The organism is Stenotrophomonas sp. MMGLT7 (assembly GCF_021168555.1).
Taxonomy (GTDB): Bacteria; Pseudomonadota; Gammaproteobacteria; order Xanthomonadales; family Xanthomonadaceae; genus MMGLT7.
The window spans coordinates 209,236-230,592 of sequence record NZ_JAJOZS010000006.1 but is presented as its reverse complement, the minus strand read 5'-3'; the positions used below and the strand labels follow the sequence as shown (position 1 = coordinate 230,592).

At 69.1% G+C, this 21,357-nt stretch carries 14 protein-coding genes; 9 read left to right on the top strand and 5 right to left on the bottom strand.

Features of this window, described 5'->3' with window-relative positions; all coding sequences use genetic code 11:
- Positions 1-266: 266 nt before the first annotated feature.
- Entirely contained in the window at positions 267-1,664 is a 1,398-nt protein-coding gene (locus tag LRX76_RS10380; RefSeq protein ID WP_231804796.1) for a class II fumarate hydratase, read from the bottom strand.
- A gap of 169 nt (positions 1,665-1,833) precedes the next feature.
- Between LRX76_RS10380 and purB the strand changes: the two genes are divergently transcribed.
- The 6 genes from purB to LRX76_RS10350 all read left to right on the top strand — a co-directional run bounded on the left by purB (position 1,834) and on the right by LRX76_RS10350 (position 11,455).
- Positions 1,834-3,201, top strand: a complete 1,368-nt coding sequence (gene purB, locus LRX76_RS10375) for an adenylosuccinate lyase (RefSeq protein WP_231804793.1) — start codon at positions 1,834-1,836, stop codon at positions 3,199-3,201.
- A gap of 233 nt (positions 3,202-3,434) precedes the next feature.
- Positions 3,435-4,679, top strand: coding sequence for a cupin domain-containing protein (locus LRX76_RS10370; protein ID WP_231804791.1), 1,245 nt, complete (start codon positions 3,435-3,437; stop codon positions 4,677-4,679).
- 195 nt (positions 4,680-4,874) lie between these two features.
- Positions 4,875-7,703, top strand: a complete 2,829-nt coding sequence (locus tag LRX76_RS10365; RefSeq protein ID WP_231804789.1) for a 2-oxoglutarate dehydrogenase E1 component — start codon at positions 4,875-4,877, stop codon at positions 7,701-7,703.
- Between the two features lie 189 nt (positions 7,704-7,892).
- Positions 7,893-9,101 (top strand): dihydrolipoyllysine-residue succinyltransferase, encoded by a 1,209-nt coding sequence (sucB, locus tag LRX76_RS10360; protein ID WP_231804787.1) that lies wholly within the window; start codon positions 7,893-7,895, stop codon positions 9,099-9,101.
- Between the two features lie 151 nt (positions 9,102-9,252).
- Positions 9,253-10,698 (top strand): dihydrolipoyl dehydrogenase, encoded by a 1,446-nt coding sequence (gene lpdA / locus LRX76_RS10355; RefSeq protein ID WP_231804785.1) that lies wholly within the window; start codon positions 9,253-9,255, stop codon positions 10,696-10,698.
- Positions 10,699-10,861: 163 nt separating this feature from the next.
- Entirely contained in the window at positions 10,862-11,455 is a 594-nt protein-coding gene (locus LRX76_RS10350) for a TIGR00730 family Rossman fold protein (RefSeq protein WP_231804782.1), read from the top strand.
- Positions 11,456-12,113: 658 nt separating this feature from the next.
- Here the strand turns inward: LRX76_RS10350 and LRX76_RS10345 are convergent.
- Positions 12,114-14,981, bottom strand: a complete 2,868-nt coding sequence (locus LRX76_RS10345; protein ID WP_231804780.1) for an EAL domain-containing protein — start codon at positions 14,979-14,981, stop codon at positions 12,114-12,116.
- A gap of 175 nt (positions 14,982-15,156) precedes the next feature.
- Between LRX76_RS10345 and LRX76_RS10340 the strand changes: the two genes are divergently transcribed.
- The 3 genes from LRX76_RS10340 (at position 15,157) to LRX76_RS10330 (ending at position 17,799) form a co-directional block, all read left to right on the top strand.
- Positions 15,157-15,753 carry a YigZ family protein gene (locus tag LRX76_RS10340; RefSeq protein WP_231804778.1) on the top strand — a complete coding sequence of 199 codons (597 nt, stop codon included), beginning with the start codon at positions 15,157-15,159 and terminating at the stop codon, positions 15,751-15,753.
- Positions 15,750-17,507, top strand: a complete 1,758-nt coding sequence (locus LRX76_RS10335; protein WP_231804776.1) for an ABC transporter transmembrane domain-containing protein — start codon at positions 15,750-15,752, stop codon at positions 17,505-17,507. Before LRX76_RS10340 ends, LRX76_RS10335 begins: the two co-directional genes overlap by 4 nt.
- Positions 17,508-17,592: 85 nt before the next feature.
- Positions 17,593-17,799: a hypothetical protein gene (locus LRX76_RS10330; protein ID WP_231804774.1), complete on the top strand. Its 207-nt coding sequence runs from the start codon at positions 17,593-17,595 to the stop codon at positions 17,797-17,799.
- Positions 17,800-17,922: 123 nt separating this feature from the next.
- Here the strand turns inward: LRX76_RS10330 and LRX76_RS10325 are convergent, their stop codons facing one another.
- The 3 genes from LRX76_RS10325 to dnaJ form a co-directional block, all read right to left on the bottom strand.
- Positions 17,923-19,032 carry a prephenate dehydrogenase gene (locus LRX76_RS10325; RefSeq protein WP_231804812.1) on the bottom strand — a complete coding sequence of 370 codons (1,110 nt, stop codon included), beginning with the start codon at positions 19,030-19,032 and terminating at the stop codon, positions 17,923-17,925.
- 2 nt (positions 19,033-19,034) lie between these two features.
- Positions 19,035-19,943 (bottom strand): pyridoxal kinase, encoded by a 909-nt coding sequence (gene pdxY / locus LRX76_RS10320; RefSeq protein WP_231804772.1) that lies wholly within the window; start codon positions 19,941-19,943, stop codon positions 19,035-19,037.
- Positions 19,944-20,175: 232 nt separating this feature from the next.
- Positions 20,176-21,297 (bottom strand): molecular chaperone DnaJ, encoded by a 1,122-nt coding sequence (gene dnaJ, locus LRX76_RS10315; protein ID WP_231804770.1) that lies wholly within the window; start codon positions 21,295-21,297, stop codon positions 20,176-20,178.
- Between the last annotated feature and the right edge of the window lie 60 nt (positions 21,298-21,357).

Here is a 21,357-nt window from a genome sequence, read left to right as displayed (position 1 = left end):
CGGGCTGCGATGGGAGCAGGGAGTGCGGCGCCCCTGACTCCTACACGTGCTCAGGCACTGCGACTGAACGGGCTGCCGCACTCCGCTCTCGCCTCCAAATCTAACGGCTGGAAAGACACAAGCGACTTCAGTCGCGATGAGGCTCTACCGGTAAAGCCTGATCGCGACTGAAGTCGCTCCTACAGGAAAGCTCCAGGCCAAGGCAGACATGGAAACGGGCCCTGCGGCCCGTTTCCTCGCCGGCTCCCCGGCCGCGGCAGCGAACCTCAGCCGCCGTGGATACCGCCGGCGGTCAGCGCCACCGGATCGAGCAGCTGCCTGAGCTCGGACTCGGCCAGTCCGCTGTCCTCCACCGCCACCTCCAGCACCGGCCGGCCTTCCTTGTAGGCCCGCTTGGCGATGGCCGCGGCCTTCTCGTAGCCGATGATCGGGTTCAGCGCGGTGACCAGGATCGGGTTGCGCGCCAGCGCCTGCTTGACCCGGTCCTGGCGCACCTTGAGCCCGGCGATGGCCTTGTCGGCCAGCAGCGTGGAGACGTTGGCCAGCAGGCCGATCGAATCCAGCAGGTCGAGCGCGATCAGCGGCAGGCTCACGTTGAGCTGGAAGTTGCCGGTCTGCCCGGCCACGGTGATCGCGGTGTGGTGGCCGATCACCTGCGCGCAGACCATCACCGTGGCTTCCGGGATCACCGGGTTGACCTTGCCCGGCATGATCGAGGAACCGGGCTGCAGCGCCGGCAGCTCGATCTCGCCCAGCCCGGCCAGCGGCCCCGAGTTCATCCAGCGCAGGTCGTTGGCGATCTTGATCAGCGCCACCGCCAGCGCGTTGAGCTGGCCGGACAGCTCGACCAGGTCGTCCTGCGCGGCCAGCCCCTCGAACTTGTTGTCGGCGCTCTCGAACCTGACCTTGGTGGTGGCCGACAGCGCCCGCGCGACCTTGCCGCCAAGGCGCGGGTCGGCATTGATGCCGGTGCCGATCGCGGTACCGCCCAGCGGCAGCCGGCGCAGGCGCTTGAGGCTGTCGGCGATGCGGTCCTCGGCCGAGGCCAGCTGCGCCGACCAGGCGCCGAACTCCTGCTGGAAGGTCAGCGGCATCGCGTCCATCAGGTGGGTGCGGCCGGTCTTGACCACCTTGCCCAGCGAGCGGCCGCGCCTGTCGATGGTCTTGCGCAGGTGCTTGAGCGCCGGCAGCAACTGCTCGTGGGTGGCCAGCAGCGCCGCCACCCGGATCGCGGTGGGGATCACGTCGTTGGAACTCTGGCCCAGGTTGACGTGGTCGTTTGGATGCACCGTGACCTTGCCGGCCTTGTCGCTGCGGTTGGCGAGGGTGGCGATCACCTCGTTGGCGTTCATGTTCGATGAGGTGCCCGAGCCGGTCTGGTAGACGTCGATCGGGAAATGGTCGTCGTAGCGGCCGTCGGCCACCTCCAGCGCGGCGGCCTGCACCGCCCTGGACACGCCCTTGGGCAACAGCCCCAGTTCGGCGTTGACCCCGGCCGCGGCGGCCTTGACCAGTCCCAGCGCGCGGATGAAGCCGCGCGGCATCTTCTGCCCGGACACCGGGAAGTTGTCGACCGCGCGCTGGGTCTGCGCGCCCCACAGCGCCTCGGCGGGCACCTGCAGCTCGCCCATGCTGTCGTGTTCGATCCTGTAGCTGTCGCTCATTGGAAATCTCCGCATGCTATCTGTCGGGTGAGAGGAAACCTGCGGCTGGCGGGCACTCGTGCCCTGGCTGGCGGCTGCCGGCAAGGATACGACACCCCGGCCCCGCCCCCTCCCGCGCCCCCGGAACCGTAGAATATGTGCCCCGCTCGCCACTCCCCCTTCAGCCTCCATGCCGGATTCCGCCCTGCTTGCCCTGTCCCCGCTCGACGGCCGCTATGCGTCCAAGGTCGATGCACTGCGTCCGATCTTCTCCGAGTACGGCCTGATCCGCGCCCGGGTGAAGGTGGAGATCGAATGGCTGCTGGCGCTGGCCGACGAGCCGGGCATCCCCGAGCTGGAGGCCTTCCCCGCCGACGCGCGCGCGCGCCTGCTGGCGCTGGCCGACGACTTCTCGGTGGAGGATGCGGCGCGGGTCAAGCAGATCGAGCGCACCACCAACCACGACGTCAAGGCGGTGGAGTACTTCATCAAGGAGCGGCTCCGCGACGATGCCGCGCTCGGCCCGGCGCTGGAGTTCGTCCATTTCGCCTGCACCAGCGAGGACATCAACAACCTGTCCTACGGGCTGATGCTCGAGCGTGCCCGTGGCGAGGTGCTGCTGCCGGCGCTGCAGGGCATCGCCGCCTCGCTGCGCACGCTGGCCCACGACCAGGCCGCGCAGCCGATGCTCTCGCGCACCCATGGCCAGACCGCCTCGCCGACCACGCTGGGCAAGGAGATCGCCAACGTCGTCGCCCGCCTGGAGCGGCAGCTGCGACAGATCGCCGCGGTCGAGCTGACCGGCAAGATCAACGGCGCGGTCGGCAACTACAACGCCCACGTCGTCGCCTATCCGGACGTGGACTGGCCGGCGTTCGCGCAGCGCTTCGTGCAGCGGCTGGGACTGGTGTTCAACCCCTACACCACCCAGATCGAGCCGCACGACAACGTCGCCGAGATCGGCGACGCCGCCCGCCGCGCCAACACCGTGCTGGTCGACCTGTCCCGCGACATCTGGGGCTATATCTCGCTGGGCTACTTCCGGCAGCGGCTCAAGGAGGGCGAGGTCGGTTCCTCCACCATGCCGCACAAGGTCAACCCGATCGACTTCGAGAACGCCGAGGGCAACTTCGGCATCGCCAACGCCCTGTTCGAGCACTTCTCGGCCAAGCTGCCGATCAGCCGCTGGCAGCGCGACCTGACCGACTCCACCGTGCTGCGCGCACTGGGCACCGCCTTCGGCCACACCCAGGTGGCGCTGGACTCGCTGGCCAAGGGCCTGGGCAAGCTGACGGTGAATCCCGAACGCCTGGACGCCGACCTGGACGCGGCCTGGGAAGTGCTGGCCGAGGCCGTGCAGACGGTGATGCGCCGCCACGGCCTGCCCAACCCCTACGAACAGCTCAAGGCGTTGACCCGCGGCCACGGCATCGACGCCGGCTCGATGCGCGGCTTCATCGAGTCGCTGGACCTGCCCGCGGATGCCAGGCAGCGCCTGCTGGAACTGGTTCCCGGCAGCTACACCGGACTGGCGGAACGGCTGGCGCGGGATATCTGAAATGCCGCAGGCGCCCGGTTGGCCGGGCCCTTACCATGCGACAAATTGACGCACCTGCGCGCAAAATACGTGCGCGGGCGGCCGAAACCTGCGACAAAGTAGCGCAGGGATGGCCTATTCGGTCGCGGAATCAAATGGTTTTGATCGACATCAATGCATGAATCCGCGCCAGATCCGATCCTGACGGCCAATCGCACCGCGCCGGACCATTGCAGACGCCTACGATCCACCCCATGACCAAGACCGCCAAGACCGCCAGCGCCGCCAAGACACTGACCCTCGAGATCGAGGCGACATCGCGTCACCCCCTCGGCATGCCGGCGGACCGGTTCCTGCGCGACTACTGGCACAAGCGCCCCCTGCTGATTCGCAACGCCTTTCCCGGCTTCCAGTCGCCGGTGGCGCCCGAGGACCTGGCGGGCCTGGCCTGCGAGGACGGCGTGCTGGCACGGCTGATCAGCCTGGATCGCAGCAGCGGGCGCTGGAACGTGCGCAGCGGCCCGTTCCAGGAAGAGGACTTCCCCGGCCTGCCCGACCACGACTGGACCCTGCTGGTGCAGGACGTGGACAAGTGGGACCCGGACGTGCGCGCGCTGCTGGAGCAGTTCCGCTTCCTGCCGCGCTGGCGCATCGACGACATCATGATCAGCTTCGCCGCCACCGGCGGCTCGGTCGGGGCGCACGTCGACCACTACGATGTGTTCCTGCTGCAGGCCCAGGGCCATCGCCGCTGGCAGATCGACGCCAGCGCGGCGCTCGGCCGCAAGGCCCCGGACCTGGGCTTCCGCGACGACGTCGACATCAAGCTGCTGCGTCATTTCGCCCCCACCCACGACTGGGTGCTGGCGCCGGGCGACATGCTCTACCTGCCGCCGCTGGTGCCGCACCACGGCATCGCCGAGGACGCTTGCCTGACCTTCTCGGTGGGCATGCGCGCGCCATCCTCGGCCGAACTGATCGCCGACTACCTCGACACGCTGATCGAAGGCGCAGACGAGGCCGTGCGCTACCACGACGAGGACCTGGCGACAGCCGCGGACCCGTACGAGATCGACACGGCGGCGATGGGCCGCGCGGTCGAGGCGCTGAACGCGCTGCGCATGAACGACGCCGACATGCTGGGAGACTGGTTCGGACGCTTTGTCACCACCTACCGCGCCTCCGGCGAGGTCATGCCGCCGCCGCAGCTGCCGTCGCGCCAGGAGATCGAGTCTGCCCTCGGCGACGGCCTGGCGCTGCAGCGCTTTCCCTGGTCGCGCCTGGCCTGGCGTCGCGCCCGCCGCGGGGCCACGCTGTTCTGCAGCGGCCTGCAGTTCCCCATGCCGATCGCCGACGCACGCGCGCTGGCCGCGGCCGAAACCCTCGACGGGGCGCTGTACGCGCGCCTGTCGGCCAAGGGCCGCGACGCCGTCTGGGAACTGGTGCGCAGCGGCCATTACCAGCCCGTTTCCGCAGACCAGGACGAGGAGCCCGCATGAGAACTCCCGCACCCGGTCCGCACCCGCGCACCCCACCGAACGTGCATGAATTGCGCCGCCCCGACGGGCCGCGCAGCCAGACGAACCGGGCCATGCCCGCGCTTATAATCGGGCGATTCGACGTCGCCCGATCAGGGCCGCGCTTGCAGCGGCCCAATCCCTCCGAAGCCTTTACCCAAGCGACAGGTCACCAACATGGATAATGTACTCAAGCAGTTTGCGCAAACTTCGCAGCTTGCCGGCGGCAATGCCTCCTATATCGAGGACCTGTACGAACAGTACTTGGTCTCGCCCGAGAGCGTGGATCCCAAGTGGAAGTCCTACTTCGACACCTTCAAGGGCCGTGAAGCCGGCGATATCCCGCACTCCGGCGTGATCGCCCACATCACCGAGGCCGCACGCCAGGCCGCCAACGGCGGCGGCACCGGCGTCGCCGTGGCCGACGAGCGCGAGCGCAACGTCGGCCGCCTGATCACCGCCTACCGCGCACGCGGTCACCTGGGCGCCAAGCTCGATCCGCTCGGCCTGGTCCCGCCGCTCAATCCGCCGGAACTGACCCTGGCGGCCAACCACCTGTCCGAGCAGGACCTGAACGACGAGTTCAGCACCGGTGGCGTCGGCGGCCCGGCCCGCATGGTCCTGCGCGACCTGTTCGCCCGCCTGCAGGCGACCTACACCGGCAGCATCGGCGCCGAGTTCATGCACATCTCCGATGCCGAGCAGCGCCAGTGGGTCTACAAGCGCCTCGAGGCCGACGGCGGCAACGTCAAGGCCGACAAGGAGACCCGCAAGCGCCTGCTCGAGCGCCTGACCGCGGCCGAGGGCCTGGAGCGCTACCTGCACACCAAGTACGTCGGCCAGAAGCGCTTCTCGCTGGAAGGCGGCGACTCCTTCATCCCGCTGATGGACGTGCTGGTCCGCCGCTCCGGCGCCGACCGGGTCAAGGACGTGGTGATCGGCATGGCCCACCGCGGCCGCCTCAATGTGCTGGTCAACACCCTGGGCAAGAACCCGCGCACGCTGTTCAACGAGTTCGAAGGCAAGTTCGAGCACGTAGAGGGCGATCTGGCCGTCAACGGCGACGTCAAGTACCACATGGGCTTCTCCGCCGACGTGGCCACCCCGGGCGGCCCGGTCCATCTGGCGCTGGCCTTCAACCCGTCGCACCTGGAGATCGCCGACCCGGTGGTCGCCGGCAGCGCGCGTGCGCGCCAGGAGCGCTTCGGCGATACCTCCCGCGAGCGGGTCGTGCCGATCCTGGTGCACGGCGATGCCTCGCTGGCCGGCCAGGGCGTGGTCATGGAACTGCTGCAGATGTCGCAGCTGCGCGGCTTCACCGTCGGCGGCACGGTGCACGTGGTCATCAACAACCAGGTCGGCTTCACCACCTCCAACCCGCTCGACGCGCGCTCCACCCGCTACTGCACCGACATCGCCAAGATGATTGATGCCCCGGTGTTCCACGTCAACGGCGACGATCCGGACGCGGTGGCCTACGTCACCGAGCTGGCCTACGACTTCCGCCAGCAGTTCAAGAAGGATGTCTTCGTCGACCTGGTCTGCTATCGCCGCTGGGGCCACAACGAGGCCGACGAGCCGTCGGTGACCCAGCCGCTGATGTACAAGGTCATCCGCGACCAGAAGACCACCCGCGAGCTGTATGCCGAGCAGCTGGAGAAGGAAGGCGTGCTGCAGTCGGGCGAGGCACAGGCCCTGGTGGATGGCTATCGTGCCAAGCTGGACGCCGGCGAACTCACCACCGAGCTGGCCGAGCGCAGCGTGGACGAGTTCGCCATCGACTGGTCCAAGTACCTCACCGGCACCCTGCACGACCCGGTCGACACCAAGGTGGAGCGCAAGACCCTGGATCGCCTGGCCCAGGCGATCACCACGATTCCCGCGGAGATCGAGCTGCATTCGCGCGTGGCCAAGGTCTACGACGACCGCCGCAAGATGGCCGCCGGCCAGCAGTTGGCCGACTGGGGCTTCGCCGAGAACCTGGCCTATGCCACCCTGCTCAACGAAGGCTACCGCATGCGCCTGACCGGCGAGGACGTCGGCCGCGCCACCTTCTCGCACCGCCACGCGATCCTGCACGACCAGAAGACCGACACCTACTACCTGCCGCTGCGGCAGCTGGTGGAGAAGCCTGACGACGTGTCGATCTACGACTCGCTGCTGTCGGAGGAAGCCGTGGCCGCGTACGAGTACGGCTACTCCACCACCGATCCCAACACCCTGACGATATGGGAAGCCCAGTTCGGCGACTTCGCCAACGGCGCGCAGGTGGTGTTCGACCAGTTCGTGTCCTCCGGCGAGGCCAAGTGGGGACGCATCAGCGGCCTGGTGCTGCTGCTCCCGCACGGACAGGAAGGCCAGGGTCCGGAGCACAGCTCCGCCCGCCTGGAGCGCTTCCTGCAGCTGTGCGCACTGGACAACATGCAGGTGGTCGTGCCGACCACGCCCGCGCAGTGCTTCCACATGCTGCGTCGCCAGCTCAAGCGCACCACGCGCAAGCCGCTGGTGGTGATGTCGCCCAAGTCGCTGCTGCGCCACAAGCTGGCCGTGTCCACCCTGGAGGAGTTGGCCGACGGCGAGTTCCAGCAGGTGATCCCGGACAAGGCCGCCGATCCGAAGAAGGTCAAGCGCGTGGTGCTTTGCACCGGCAAGGTCTACTACGACCTGCTGGAAGACGCGCAGAAGCGCGGTCAGGACGACGCGGCAATCGTTCGTGTGGAACAGCTGTATCCGTTCCCGCGTGACCTGCTGGTCGAGGAGCTCAAGCGCTTCGGCAAGGCCCCGGACGTGGTGTGGACCCAGGAAGAGCCGCAGAATCAGGGCGCGTGGTACCAGATCCGCCACCACCTGCAGGCCTGCCTGCAGCCGGGCCAGAGCCTGCATTACGCCGGCCGCGCCCGCTCGCCCGCTCCTGCCGCCGGTCACCTGAACGATCACAACACCCAGCAGAAGCAGTTGATCGCCGATGCACTGGTCAACCCGTTCAACGACCTGGTTGCGGAGTAGTCCGCGCGGGGTTCTCCCGGCCTTGCCGGGGGAGCCCCGAGCTCCCCCACACAAACGCTCTTGAAGTCGCTTCATCGAGATCGGGAAAGCTCATTGGCACCTCCCGATCCGCGAATCTCCCCGGTTGCCGGGGAGAAAAAAGTTGCCTCCATCCCCTCACTAATCTGAAGAAAACTAGGACACTCCCGCATGACCACCGAAGTCAAAGTTCCGGTACTGCCCGAATCCGTAGCCGACGCCACCATCGCCACCTGGCACAAGAAGGCCGGTGATGCCGTCAAGCGCGACGAGAACCTCGTCGACCTGGAGACCGACAAGGTCGTGCTGGAAGTCCCGGCACCGGTCGATGGCGTACTGAAGGAAATCAAGTTCCAGCAGGGCGACACCGTCACCAGTTCGCAGCTGCTGGCCGTGATCGAGGAAGGCGCGAGCGCCGCCGCGGCCCCGGCCGAGGAGAAGAAGGCCGAGGCTCCGGCTCCGACCGCCCCGGCTCCCGTTGTCACCCCGACGCCTGCCGCCGCTCCGGCACCGGCCGCCAAGAGCGCGACCGACAGCCTGCCCCCGGGCGCCCGCTTCTCGGCCATCACCGAGGGCGTGGATCCGGCGCAGGTCGACGGCACCGGCCGCCACGGCGCCGTGACCAAGGAAGACATCGTCAAGTTCGCCCGCAGCGGCGGTGCCACCAAGGCCAGCGGCGCGCGTCCGGAAGAGCGCGTGCAGATGACCCGCATCCGCCAGCGCATCGCCGAGCGCCTGATGCAGTCCAAGAACGGCACGGCCATGCTGACCACCTTCAACGAGGTCAACCTGGCCAAGGTCTCGGCTGCGCGCAAGGCACTGCAGGAGGACTTCCAGAAGGCCCACGGCATCAAGCTCGGCTTCATGAGCTTCTTCGTCAAGGCCGCGGCCAACGCCCTGCAGCGCTTCCCGCTGGTCAACGCCTCGATCGACGGCACCGACATCATCTACCACGGCTACTCGGACATCTCCATCGCGGTGTCCACCGACAAGGGCCTGGTCACGCCGGTGCTGCGCAACGTCGAGCGGCAGTCGTTCGCCGACATCGAGCACGGCATCGCCGAGTACGCGCAGAAGGCCCGTGCCGGCAAGCTGAGCCTGGAGGAACTGCAGGGCGGCACCTTCACCATCACCAACGGCGGTACCTTCGGCTCGCTGCTGTCCACGCCGATCGTCAACCCGCCGCAGAGCGCCATCCTCGGCATGCACGCGATCAAGGAGCGCCCGATCGCCGAGAACGGCCAGGTGGTGATCGCGCCGATGATGTACATCGCCCTGTCCTACGACCACCGCATCATCGATGGCAAGGACTCGGTGCAGTTCCTGGTGGACATCAAGAACCAGCTGGAGAACCCGGACCGCATGCTGTTCGGTCTGTAAGAGCCGGGAATCGGGAATGGTGGCTCGGGAATGGGAAGAACATGCTCCCATTCCCCTCCCCGTTCCCGCCTGGACCTGGATGGGGAACCGGGTGCCGCATGCGTCTCCCTCGTTCCCTATTCCCTATTCCCCATTCCCGTGAGCAAATGATATGAGCGAACAATTCGACGTCGTCGTCATCGGTGCCGGCCCGGCCGGCTACCACGCCGCCATCCGCGCCGCACAGCTGGGCATGAAGGTGGCCTGCGTGGACGCCGCGCTGGGCAAGGACGGCAAGCCGGCGCTGGGCGGCACCTGCCTGCGCGTCGGCTGCATCCCGTCCAAGGCGCTGCTGGACTCGTCCCACCAGTTCTGGAACATGCACCACCAGTTCGGCGACCACGGCATCAGCTTCAAGGACGCCGAGATCGACGTCCCGGCGATGATCAATCGCAAGGACAAGATCGTTAAGCAGTTCACCGGCGGCATCGCGATGCTGTTCAAGGCGAACAAGATCACCACCTACTACGGTTTCGCCCAGCTGCAGCCGGGCAACATCGTCAAGATCAAGCCGCACGAAGGCGACGAGGTCGAGCTCAAGGGCACCAACGTCATCATCGCTGCCGGCTCGGATTCGATCGAGCTGCCGTTCGCCAAGTTCGACGGCAAGAACATCGTCGACAACGTCGGTGCGCTGGACTTCACAGAAGTCCCGGCGAGCTTGGTGGTGATCGGTGCCGGCGTGATCGGCCTGGAGCTGGGCAGCGTGTGGAAGCGCCTGGGCGCCGAGGTCACCATCCTCGAAGCGCTGCCGGACTTCCTGCCGGCCGCCGATGCCGAGGTCGCCAAGGCGGCGGCCAAGGAATACAAGAAGCAGGGCCTGGATATCCGCCTGGGCGCCAAGGTCTCCAAGACCGAGGTCGTGGCGGGCAAGGGCAAGGGCAAGAAGGACCAGGTCCTCGTCACCTACAGCGATGCCGAAGGCGAGAAGACCCTGACCGTGGACAAGCTGCTGGTGGCCGTGGGCCGCCGTGCCGCGACCAAGGGCGTGCTTGCCGAAGGTACCGGCGTGCAGGTCAACGAGCGCGGCCAGATCGTGGTCGACGAGCACTGCCATACCGGCGTGGACGGCGTGTGGGCGATCGGCGACTGCGTGCGCGGGCCGATGCTGGCGCACAAGGGCTTCGAGGAAGGCGTCGCGGTGGCCGAGCTGATCGCCGGCCTGCCGGGTCACGTCAACTTCGAGACCATCCCGTACGTGATCTACACCGAGCCGGAAGTGGCCTGGGTCGGCAAGACCGAGCAGCAGCTCAAGGCCGAGGGCATCCCGTACAAGGCCGGCAGCTTCCCGTTCGCCGCCAACGGCCGCGCCGTGGCGATGGACGAGCCGGTCGGCTTCGTCAAGGTGCTGGCGCATGCCGAGACCGACCGCGTACTCGGCCTGCACCTGGTCGGCCCGGTGGTCTCCGAGCTGGTCCACGAGGGCGTGCTGACGATGGAGTTCAACGGCTCCTCGGACGACCTGGCACGCATCTGCCACGCCCACCCGACCCTGTCGGAAGTGGTGCACGACGCCGCCATGGCGGTGAACAAGCGCGCCATCCACAAGGCGAACTGACGGGGCCGGGATTGGGGATTCGGGATTGGGGATTCGCAACCGCGATCGCCCCCCCTGTACCCTTCCCGCCTGCGAAACACCGGCGCCGGGCTTCTAGCCCGGCGTCGGCTTTTACGAATCCCGAATCCCGAATCCCGAATCCCGAATCCCCAATCTCATCCCAATGAAAAGCATCTGCGTCTATTGCGGCTCCAATGCCGGCAGCAAGCCGGTCTACACCGAACGTGCCATCGCCCTGGGCGATCGCCTGGCCAGCGAGGGGCTGCGCCTGGTCTACGGCGGCGGCAACGTCGGACTGATGGGCACCGTGGCCAATGCGGTGCTGGCCGCCGGCGGCCAGGTCACCGGCGTGATCCCCAAGCAGCTGGCGGACTGGGAGGTCGCGCACCGCGGCCTGACCGAACTGGAGATCGTCGATTCGATGCACCAGCGCAAGTCGCGCATGTTCGACCTGTCCGACGGCTTCGTCGCCCTGCCCGGCGGCTTCGGCACGATGGAGGAGATCTTCGAGATGCTGACCTGGCGCCAGCTCGGCATCGGCAACAAGCCGTGCGCGTTTCTCGACGTGGACGGCTTCTACGCGCCGCTGATCGGTATGATCGACCGCATGGTGGCCGAGCGGTTCCTGCACCCGGACCAGCGCACCGACCTGTGGTACGGCGAGGACATCGACCAGATGCTGGAATGGATGCGCAGCTACCGGCCGGCGCAGGCGTCGAAGTGGATCGACGAGAAGCGCAGCGCCGCACTGCGCTGAACCGCGCACACCCGTGATCCGGCGTGGGCTGCCCCGGGCGCAGCCTCCAGCCACAGCAGCGGGATGTGCACAGGGAAGACATGAACGCGTCGTCCCCGCGAAGGCGGGGACGCAGCGACTCGTGCAGTGGAATCAAGCGTCAAGTCCCTTCGTTCCCGGGTCTTGCAAGAAAAGGCACTGGATCTCCCCGCCTCCTCCGGGACGACGGGCAAACGCATGTCGGCGCCTCGATCCAAGCCATGCCATGGCCAGGCGGATACCGTGGCAGTGCTGGCGCAGGCCTCCACCGACCAACCCGGAGAACTTGCCGGACGGTAGCGAGGCAAGCCGGATAAGCACAGCGCACCCGGGGCAAAAGGCCGGCGTGTCATGCCATCCCGGGTGCGGCCTCCGGCCTTGCCCGGGCTGCGCACTGTCCTTGCCGGTACGACGGTTTCCCCGACGGCAATGCACGCGACAAGTACCTGGCGCTATCGGCGCCAGTCGCGACCCGGCCCCAGGCTCCCGCCTGCACGGGAGCAACGGCATCGAGTCTTCCGTAAACCCATGCCCGGGAAGGCGTCGCGCACGCCGCCCTGCACGAAGATGCGTTTGGAGACACTCTGAGCTGCCCGCCGTTGCCGGACCCGGCCGCGATCAGGCCGGCCACCGGAATGGCCTAGCCGCACAGCGGCTGCGGCGCCGGGCGTCCGAGCAGGTAGCCCTGGCCATAGTGGCATCCGAGTTCGTGCAGCACCTGCCGCTGCTGCGCCGTCTCGATGCCCTCGCCTATCGTCTCCAGGCCCAGCGTGGCGGCAAGCGCCAGCACTCCGCTCACCAGCACCTGGGTGTTCTGGTCGGCGCGGTGCAGCCCGGCGACGAAGCTTCGGTCCACCTTGAGGACCGAGATCGGGAAGCGGTGCAGGTACGACAACGCCGAGTAGCCGGTGCCGAAATCGTCCAGCTGGATCAGGACGCCGTGCTCGCGCAGCATCCTCAGCGCGTACATCGTGTCGGCGCTGTCGTCCATCAGCGCCACTTCGGTGATCTCCACGCGCAGGCGGCGCGGGTCGGCACCCGCGCGCGCCAGCATCGCCAGCAGGCGCGGGGCGAAGCCGCTGCTGCGGAAATGTCGCGGCGACACATTGACCGCCAGGTAGCCGGCTTCTTCCGGCGCCGCCGCCAACCGCTGCACCACCTGCTCGTAGAGCAGCCAGTCCACCTGCTCGATCAGCCCGCTCTCCTCGCCCAGCTCGATGAACTCGCCGGGCAGCAGCAATCCGCGGCTCTCGTGTTCCCAGCGCAGCAGCGCCTCGTGCCCGATCACCGCGTCGTCCGCCAGGCGCACGATCGGCTGGTAGTGGGCGACGAACTGGCGGGCGTTGATCGCCCGGCGCAGGTCCGACTCCAGGTCCAGGCTGCGCAGCGCGGCCTCGCGCATGGCCTCGTCGAACACCGCGCAGCGGTCCTGGCCCAGTGCCTTGGCCCGGTACATCGCGGCATCGGCGTCGCGCAGCAGTTCCTCGCCGGTACAGTAGCGTGGATTCCACATGGCGATGCCCAGGCTGCCGGCGGGGAACAGCTCGCGCCCTGCGATCCACATCGGCTTGCCCAGCGCGTCCTGCAGCCGCGACGCCAGTTCGCGGACATCGCCGACGACGGCGGTGCGGCTGACCAGGATCGCGAATTCGTCGCCGCCCAGGCGCGCGACCACGTCCTCGGCGCGCACCGTGGAAACGATGCGCTTGGCGACCTTGACCAGCATCTGGTCGCCGGCGGCGTGGCCGATGCTGTCGTTGACCAGCTTGAAGCGGTCCAGGTCCAGGAACAGCACCGCGAAGCCGGCGCCCGGGTCCAGCGCGGCCCGGGCGATGGCCGTGGCCATGCAGTCGAGCAGGTGGGTGCGGTTCGGCAGGCCGGTGAGCGCATCGTGCAAGGCCTGGTGGGTGAGCCTGCGCTCGGCAAGCAGGCGCTCGCCGATCTGGTCGCGCAACTGCTGGTTCAGCGCGGCGAGCTCGCCGGTACGCTCCTGCACCCGCTGCTCCAGCTGGGCATGGGCGCGGCGCAGCTGCTCCTGGCCGCGCTGGCGCGCCAGCCCGTTGCCGATGTTCTGCGCAACGAACAGCAACAGCCGCTGGTCGTCGGCGCTGTAGTGCACGGCAGGCGAATAGCTCTGCACCACGATCGCTCCCACCACATCGTCCCCGATGGCCAGCGGGATGCCCAGCCAACTGTGCGCGCGCGCGCCGAATCCATGCGCCACCTCCTGCTCGGCCAGCCGCTCCAGTTCCTCGCGGCTGGCCAGCATGGGCTCGCGCCGCGCGATCACGTACTCGGTGAGGCCGTTGCTGAACCGGCGCGGCGGCCGCACCGGGCTGTGTTCGTCGACCGAATAGGCGAATTCCAGCCCGTCTCCGGCGGCATTGACCAAGGCGATGTAGAAATTGCGCGCATCGAGCAGCTTGCCGACCACCGCGTGCACCTGGGCATAGAAGATGTCCAGGCTTGCCGCGCTGATCGCCAGTTCGGAGATGTCGAACAGCGCCCGCTGCAACTGCTCGGCGCGGCGGCGCTCGGCGATTTCCTCCTGCAGCACGCGGTTGGCCTCGCACAGCTCGCCGGTACGCTCCTGCACCCGCGACTCCAGGCGCGCCTTGGCCTGGCGCCGGTCCAGCGCGGTGAGCACGTGCTGGGCGACGTAGCCCAGCAGTACCCGGTCGGCTTCGTCGTAGCCGGCACCGCGCTCGTAGCTCTGCACCACGATCGCCCCGCATACCTGGCCGTCGCGCAGCATCGGCACGCCCAGCCAGTCCAGGCTGTCGGGGCCCTGGCTGCTGTCCGGCGGCACGTTCAGCTGCTCGCGCACGCGATGCGACGGGCCCAGCATCGGCCTGCCGTGCCTGAGCAGCGCCAGGGTCAGGCTGTTGGCCACCTCCCTGGACTGGTAGCGGCGGCCGGCGTCGGCGATGAAGTCGTCGTGCTGGTCGGCGAAATACAGGAAGCGCATGCTCTCGTCGTGCGGCGCGTACTCGACGATGTAGCAGTTCTCGGCGTACATCAGCGATCCCAGCACCTGGTGGATACGGCGCAGCATCTGCGGCATCTCCAGGTCGGTCCCGGCCAGGTCCGCGATCTCGTACAGCGCCTGCTGCAGCCGCTGGGACTTCTCCAGCTTGCCGACCCGCGCACGCATGCCCTCGGTCGCCAGTACCGACTCGATCAGGGCCATGGCCATGGGCTGCCACGCCGGCAGCGCGCACGGGCGGCAACGCCACGCAAGCACGAGCTGCGCATCTTCGCCGGCGCGCTCCCAGCGGCGGACGTTCCAATCCTCGTTTCCGGCCGGCGCGGCCGCGGCCAGTGCCGCGATCGCCACATCGGCCGCTGCCTCAGGGCAGCCCGCCGCGGCCCGGCCCAGCCGTGGATCGTGCCAGGCAAACGCGACCTGGGCGTCTGCGTCGATGCTTTGCAGGAATTGCGCCAGGCATGCGGCAACCGCCGACGGCCCGGTGTCATCGCCGCCGCTCGCGCAATGACTGGGAAGCATACTGGTTCCTTTCTGGCCCGGGTGACCCGATGCCTCCCCAGTCGTGAAAGCATAAAACCCCGCCGCGGCGTTTGCATGAACTCCGGTTGCCTGCGTGCATGTGCGCACGTGCGCAGCGAAGGTCATCGCCCCGTGCGGATCGCGGGAATCGACGGCACGCCCTAGAATCGTGGCAATGCCCGATACGCTCGCCGCACCCGTCAGCCACGCGCTGGAAATCAAGCACAGCCGCTTCCTGGCCCATGCCGCCCCCATCGCCGAGAGCGCGGCGGCGGCGGCCTTCGTGCAGCAGGTGTCCGCGGCCGATGCCACCCACAACTGCTGGGCCTGGCGCCATGGCGATGAGTACCGTTCCAGCGACGACGGCGAGCCGGCGGGAACCGCGGGCCGGCCGATCCTGGCGGCGATCGACGGCCAGGGGTTCGACCGCGTCGTGGTCGTGGTCACGCGCTGGTTCGGCGGCATCAAGCTCGGCGCCGGCGGGCTGGTCCGCGCCTACGGCGGCACCGCCGCCGAGTGCCTGCGGCTGGCGCCCAGGCTGCCGCTGCTGCCGATGGCCACGCTGGTGCTGAACTGCGGCTTCGACGACATCGGCATCGTGCATGCGGCGCTGGCAGCGCACGCGGCCGAGAAACGGCGCGAGGACTACCGCGCCGACGGCGTGCAACTGGAGCTGCAACTGCCCGCCGAGCGGGCCGAGGCCTTGAAAACCCGCCTGCGCGACGCCACACGCAATCGCATACGCATCGAAACCCCGGAAGACCCCGCATGACCGATTCCCGCACCGGCGCACTGCGCAAGCTGGGCAGCCTGCGCACGCTGTGGCCGTTCGTGCGCAGGCACATGGGCCTGTTCGTGGCCTGGCTGGCGGCGCTGGCGGTGTCCTCCACCGCCACCCTGAGCCTGCCGGCGGCGGTCAAGCAGATGATCGACCACGGCTTCTCCGGCGGCGGCCAGATCAACCGCGCCTTCGCGCTGCTGTTCCTGGTGGCGGTGGTGCTGGCACTGGCCACGGCGGCGCGCTTCTACTTCGTCTCGGTGCTGGGCGAGAAGGTCGTCGCCGACCTGCGCTCGCGCCTGTACGCGCACCTGATCGGCCTGGATGCGCAGTTCCACGACCGCAGCCGCAGCGGCGAGCTGGTCTCGCGACTGACCGCCGACAGCGAGCTGCTGCGCTCGGTGATCGGCTCGACCATGTCGGTGGCGCTGCGCAGCACGGTGACGATGGTCGGCGCACTGGCGATGCTGTTCGTCACCAGCCCGCGGCTGGCGGCCTACTCGCTGATCGGCATTCCGCTGGCGGTGCTGCCGATCGTGCTCGGCGCGCGCCGGCTGCAGAAGGTCTCGCGCGCCGCCCAGGACCGCGTCGCCGACGCCAATACCCTGGCGGCCGAGACGCTGGGCGCGGTGCGCACGGTGCAGGCGCATGCGCAGGAGCGCTACGAGCGCGGACGCTTCGCGCAGGCGCTGGCCGAGGCAGTGGCGACTGCGCGCAGGCGCATCGGCGCCCAGGCCTGGGTGACCGCCGGTGCCATCGTGCTGATCTTCGGCGCGATCGTGCTGGTGCTGTGGTCCGGCGCGCACGACGTCATCGACGGACGCATGACCGCCGGCACCCTCGGCCAGTTCGTGCTCTACGCACTGATCGGCGGCGGTTCGGTCGGAGCCCTGGCCGAGGTGTGGAACGAGCTGCAGCGCGCGGCCGGCGGCATGGGCCGCATCGCCGAACTGCTGCAGGAGGCGCCGACGATCGCCGCACCGCAGCGCCCGGCCGAGCTGCCGGTGCCGTTGCGCGGCGCCATCGCCTTCGAGCAGGTGGGATTCCGCTACCCGCAGCGGCCGGACCAGGCCGCCCTCGACGGCTTCGACCTGCAGGTGGCGCCGGGCGAAACCGTCGCCCTGGTCGGCCCGTCCGGGGCCGGCAAGAGCACGGTGCTGTCGCTGCTGATGCGCTTCTACGATCCGCAGCACGGCCGCATCGCCATCGACGGCGTCGACATCCGCACCCTCGACCCGGCCGAACTGCGCCGCCACATCGCGCTGGTGCCGCAGCAGCCGACGCTGTTCGCCGCCAGCGCCGCCGAGAACATCCGCTACGGCCGCCTGGACGCTAGCCCGGCCGAGGTCGAGGCCGCCGCCCGCGCCGCCGAGGCCGACGGCTTCATCCGCGCCCTGCCCGAGGGCTATGCCAGCGAACTGGGCGAGCGCGGCGCGCGCCTGTCCGGCGGCCAGCAGCAGCGCATCGCCATCGCCCGCGCGCTGCTGCGGGACGCGCCGATCCTGCTGCTGGACGAGGCCACCAGCGCACTGGACGCACAGAGCGAACACGACGTGCAGCAGGCGCTGGAACGGCTGATGGCCGGCCGCACCACGCTGGTGATCGCGCACCGCCTGGCCACCGTGCTCAAGGCCGATCGCATCGTGGTGATGGACCATGGCCGCATCGTCGCCCAGGGCACCCACGCCGAACTGCTGGCCCAGGGCGGGCTGTACGCCGAACTGGCGCGGCTGCAGTTCATCGATTGACCACGCCGCGCTAACGCGCAGCTGCCGATCCTCCGCCGTGCCGGCACCTTCGCCGGCATCGAGCCACTCCCAAGGAGGTGCAGCGATGTCCTTCCGCCAGTTCCCGGCCACCGATGCCAACGGCGCCATGCGCGTGATCATCGAGTTCCGCGACAAGAACGCGCCGCTCGTGCCCAGCGCCGACCGCCAGCCCGCCGAGCCGGTGCGCTACGAACTCGACGACGGCCGCCCGCTGCTGCGCGACGGCCGCATGTTCCGCACCGTCAACGGCGAGACCACGCTGACGATCTGACCCGGCCTGGCGTTTTTTTCGCCAAACCGTCGGACAGGCCGACGCGGCGCGGGTGCCGCGCGGTTATCCACATGTTTGTCCGCCATCCATCCACACCGGCTGTGGATGGATGGCGCAGGCCGCCTAGCGAACCAGCACCCGGCCGATGCCGCTGTCGTCGATCTCGCGCGCGGCGGCGGCCATCGCGCCGGCATCGCTGCCGTGGTCGAAGCCGATGCGGAAGTGCAGCTCGCCGGCCTGCGTGCGCGATGAGTGGATCGAGGACAGGTTGACCCGGTGGCGCTCGAACACGTGCAGCAGCTCGCGCAGCGAGCCGGGGCGGTCCTCGGGCAGGTAGACGCTCAATGCGCTGGTCTCGGTCAGGTCGGCCAGCAGGTAGCCCAGGCGTTCGAAGCTGTAGTTGCCGTCGGCCACCGCGGCTTCGCCCAGCGCCTTGCGGTTCTCCAGCAGGTAGCGCACGCGGAACTCGCTGCGCGCGGCATCGTCGCCCTGGCGCACCAGCTCGCGCAGGTGGCCGAGCTGTTGCAGCAACCGGTCCAGCATCTCGGCCACGTGCGGGTTGCCGAACTGGATGTCCTCGTAGATCGCCGGGTTCAGCGACAGGATGCGGGCGACGATCGCCGTGTCCAGTTCGAACGAGGCCGAGCGGTACGGCATCAGCGCCGGCAGCTCGCCCAGCACAGGCGCGTAGTCGCGCAGCACGCCGGCCTGCGCCAGGTGCGAGGCATGCACCATCGCCTGCACCAGCGCCATCACCCGGTCGTGGTACTCCGGCGTGGTGCGCACGCACTGCGCCTCCAGCGCGTCGCACAGCGCCTGCAGCCAGGGCTGCCAGTGCTGCAGGCGGGCCTCGCACACCACCATCACCCGGCCCTTGAGCGTGGGCGACTTGGGCGGCGCGGTCATCGGGTGCAGGCCGGCGACCTCGGCCTGCGAGGCCAGCATTGCCGCCACCGGCGCGCTCTTGACCGAGGTGATGTCCAGCCACAGGCGACCGCGCTCGCGCCCGGCCGCGCGGGCGGCGTAGTCGGCGATCAGCGCCGGGGTCTGGCGGATCGGCGCGGAGAAGATCAGCACCTCGGCGCGGTCGATCAGCGCATCGACATCGAGCGAGTCCGGATCGGCCGGATCGTGGCCGACCACCTGCAGGCCCATGCGTTTTTCGAAGAACGTGCGCAGCCAGCGGCCATAGGCGCCGGCACTGCCGACGATGCCGACGAGCGGACGCTGCAACGTCACGCCAGGCGCTCGGCGCGGAAGCGCGTGGCCTGCTCCAGCGCGGCCGGCGCGGCGGCGGTCACGTCGAATTCCTCATGGCCGGCCTGCAGCGTCGCCTCCAGCGCCGCGTGCACGCCGGCGATCGCGCGGCCGGTGGCCAGCTCGAACGACTCGCCGCGCAGCAGGAACGCCACCAGCAGCGACATCAGCACGTCGCCGGTACCGGCCACGTCCACCGGCAGGTACGGCGAGGTCCAGCGCCAGACGCCCTCGCGCCCGATCGCCAGCGTCACCAGCTCGCCGCTGGCGCCGGCCACGCTGTGCGCCAGCACCCACTGCGGGCCGCGCTCGAGCAGTACCCTTGCCGCGGCAATGGCCTCGTCCTGCTCCAGCGCCGGCAGCCCGGTCAGCCGTCCCAGCTCGAAGGCGTTGGGCGTCACCAGCCAGGCCCGCGGCAGCAGCCGCTCGACGAAGATCCGTTCCAACCCGGCCTCGACGTAGGGACCGGTATGGGTGTCGCCAATCACCGGGTCCAGGCAGAAGCGCAGCCCGGGCGCCTGCGGCAGCGTGGCATCCAGCCAGTCGGCGAAGGCGGCGCCGTTGGCGACGCTGCCGAAGTAGCCCGACACCAGTGCGCCGGCGCGCTGCGGCAGGCCGCGCTCGCTGGCCCCGAGCAGCAGGTCGGCGAACCAGTCGGCCGGCAGCACGCGGCCGCGCAGGGTGTCGTAGAACGGCGCGTTGCTGAGCAAGGTGGTGGGCACTTCCGCCACGCGGAAGCCGAGCTGGCGCAGCGGCGGCACCGCCGCGCTGTTGCCGGCGTAGCCGTACACGAGCTGGGACTGCACCGAAATCACGTCCACCGGCGAGGGCCCGTCGGGCCGCAGCCGGCGGCCATGCACCATGTGGCTGTCTTGGGTCGTATTCATCCGCGCATTCTACGTCCGGCGCGGTACCGCGCGCGCGAGTCCGCGACGATCTCGAACGGCAGCTCCCTTCTCCCGCTTGCGGGGGAAGGTGCCCGAAGGGCGGATGGGGGCTGTCCGGAGCATGGGAAAGCGGACAGCCCCCCATCCGGCGCAGCGCGCCACCTTCCCCCGCAAGCGGGAGAAGGAGACGAATCGGTCGCGGCTTACGCACCCTACCCCAATGCGGGGATCTTCAGGACGTCATCCGGTCCCAGAAGCTCTTGACCCCGTCCAGGAACGTGGCCGACTTGGGCGAATGCTTGCGCGCCTCCTCGCCGATGAAGGTGGCCTCGAACTGTTCCAGTAGCTTGCGCTGCTCGGCGGTGAGATTGATCGGCGTTTCCACCACCACGCGGCAGTACAGGTCGCCCTCGCTGCGGCTGCGCACCGAGCGCACGCCCTTGCCGCGCAGGCGGAACAGCTTGCCGGTCTGGGTCTCGGCGGGAATGCGGATCTCCGCCTCGCCGCCCAGCGTGGCCACGCGCACGGTATCGCCCAGCGCCGCCTGGGAGATGCGGATCGGCACCTCGCAGTGCAGGTCGTCGCCGTCGCGCTGGAAGATCGGGTGCTCGCGCACGCGCACTTCCACGTACAGGTCGCCCGGCGGCGTGCCGGCAGGGCCGGCCTCGCCCTCGCCCGCCAGGCGGATGCGATCGCCGCTGTCCACGCCGGCCGGCACCTTCACCGACAGCACCTTCTCCTCTTCCACCCTGCCCGCGCCATGGCAGGCCTTGCACGGGTTCTGGATGATCTGCCCGCGCCCGCCGCAATGCGGGCAGCTCTGCTGCATGGCGAAGATGCCGCGCTGCATGCGTACCTGTCCACGCCCGAGGCAGGTGCTGCAGGTCTCGACCTTGCCGTCCTCCGAACCGCTGCCGTGGCACAGGTCGCATTCGCCCAGCGTGGGGATCTCGATCTTGCGCTCCACGCCGGCGACGGCTTCCTCCAGGTCCAGCTCCATCACGTAGCCGATGTCGGCACCGCGGCGGGCCGCGCGCGCCCCGCCGCCACCGAAGATGTTGCCGAAGATGTCGCCGAAGATGTCGCCCATGTCGGGGCCGCCATCGCCGCCCATGCCGCCCATGCCGTGCTCGAACGCGGCATGGCCGTGGGCGTCGTACATGCGCCGGCGGCTGCCGTCGGACAGCACCTCGTAGGCTTCCTTGCACTCCTTGAAGGCCGCCTCCGCCTGGGCGTCGCCAGGATTGCGGTCGGGGTGGTACTTCATCGCGCAGCGGCGATAGGCCTTCTTCAATTCGTCGTCGCTGGCGGTGCGCTCGACACCCAGCACTTCGTAGTAGTCGCGTTTGCTCATGGGCGGGATTGGGGATTCGGGATTCGGGATGGGTCAAACGCAAAAGCGGAGGGCCTGCGC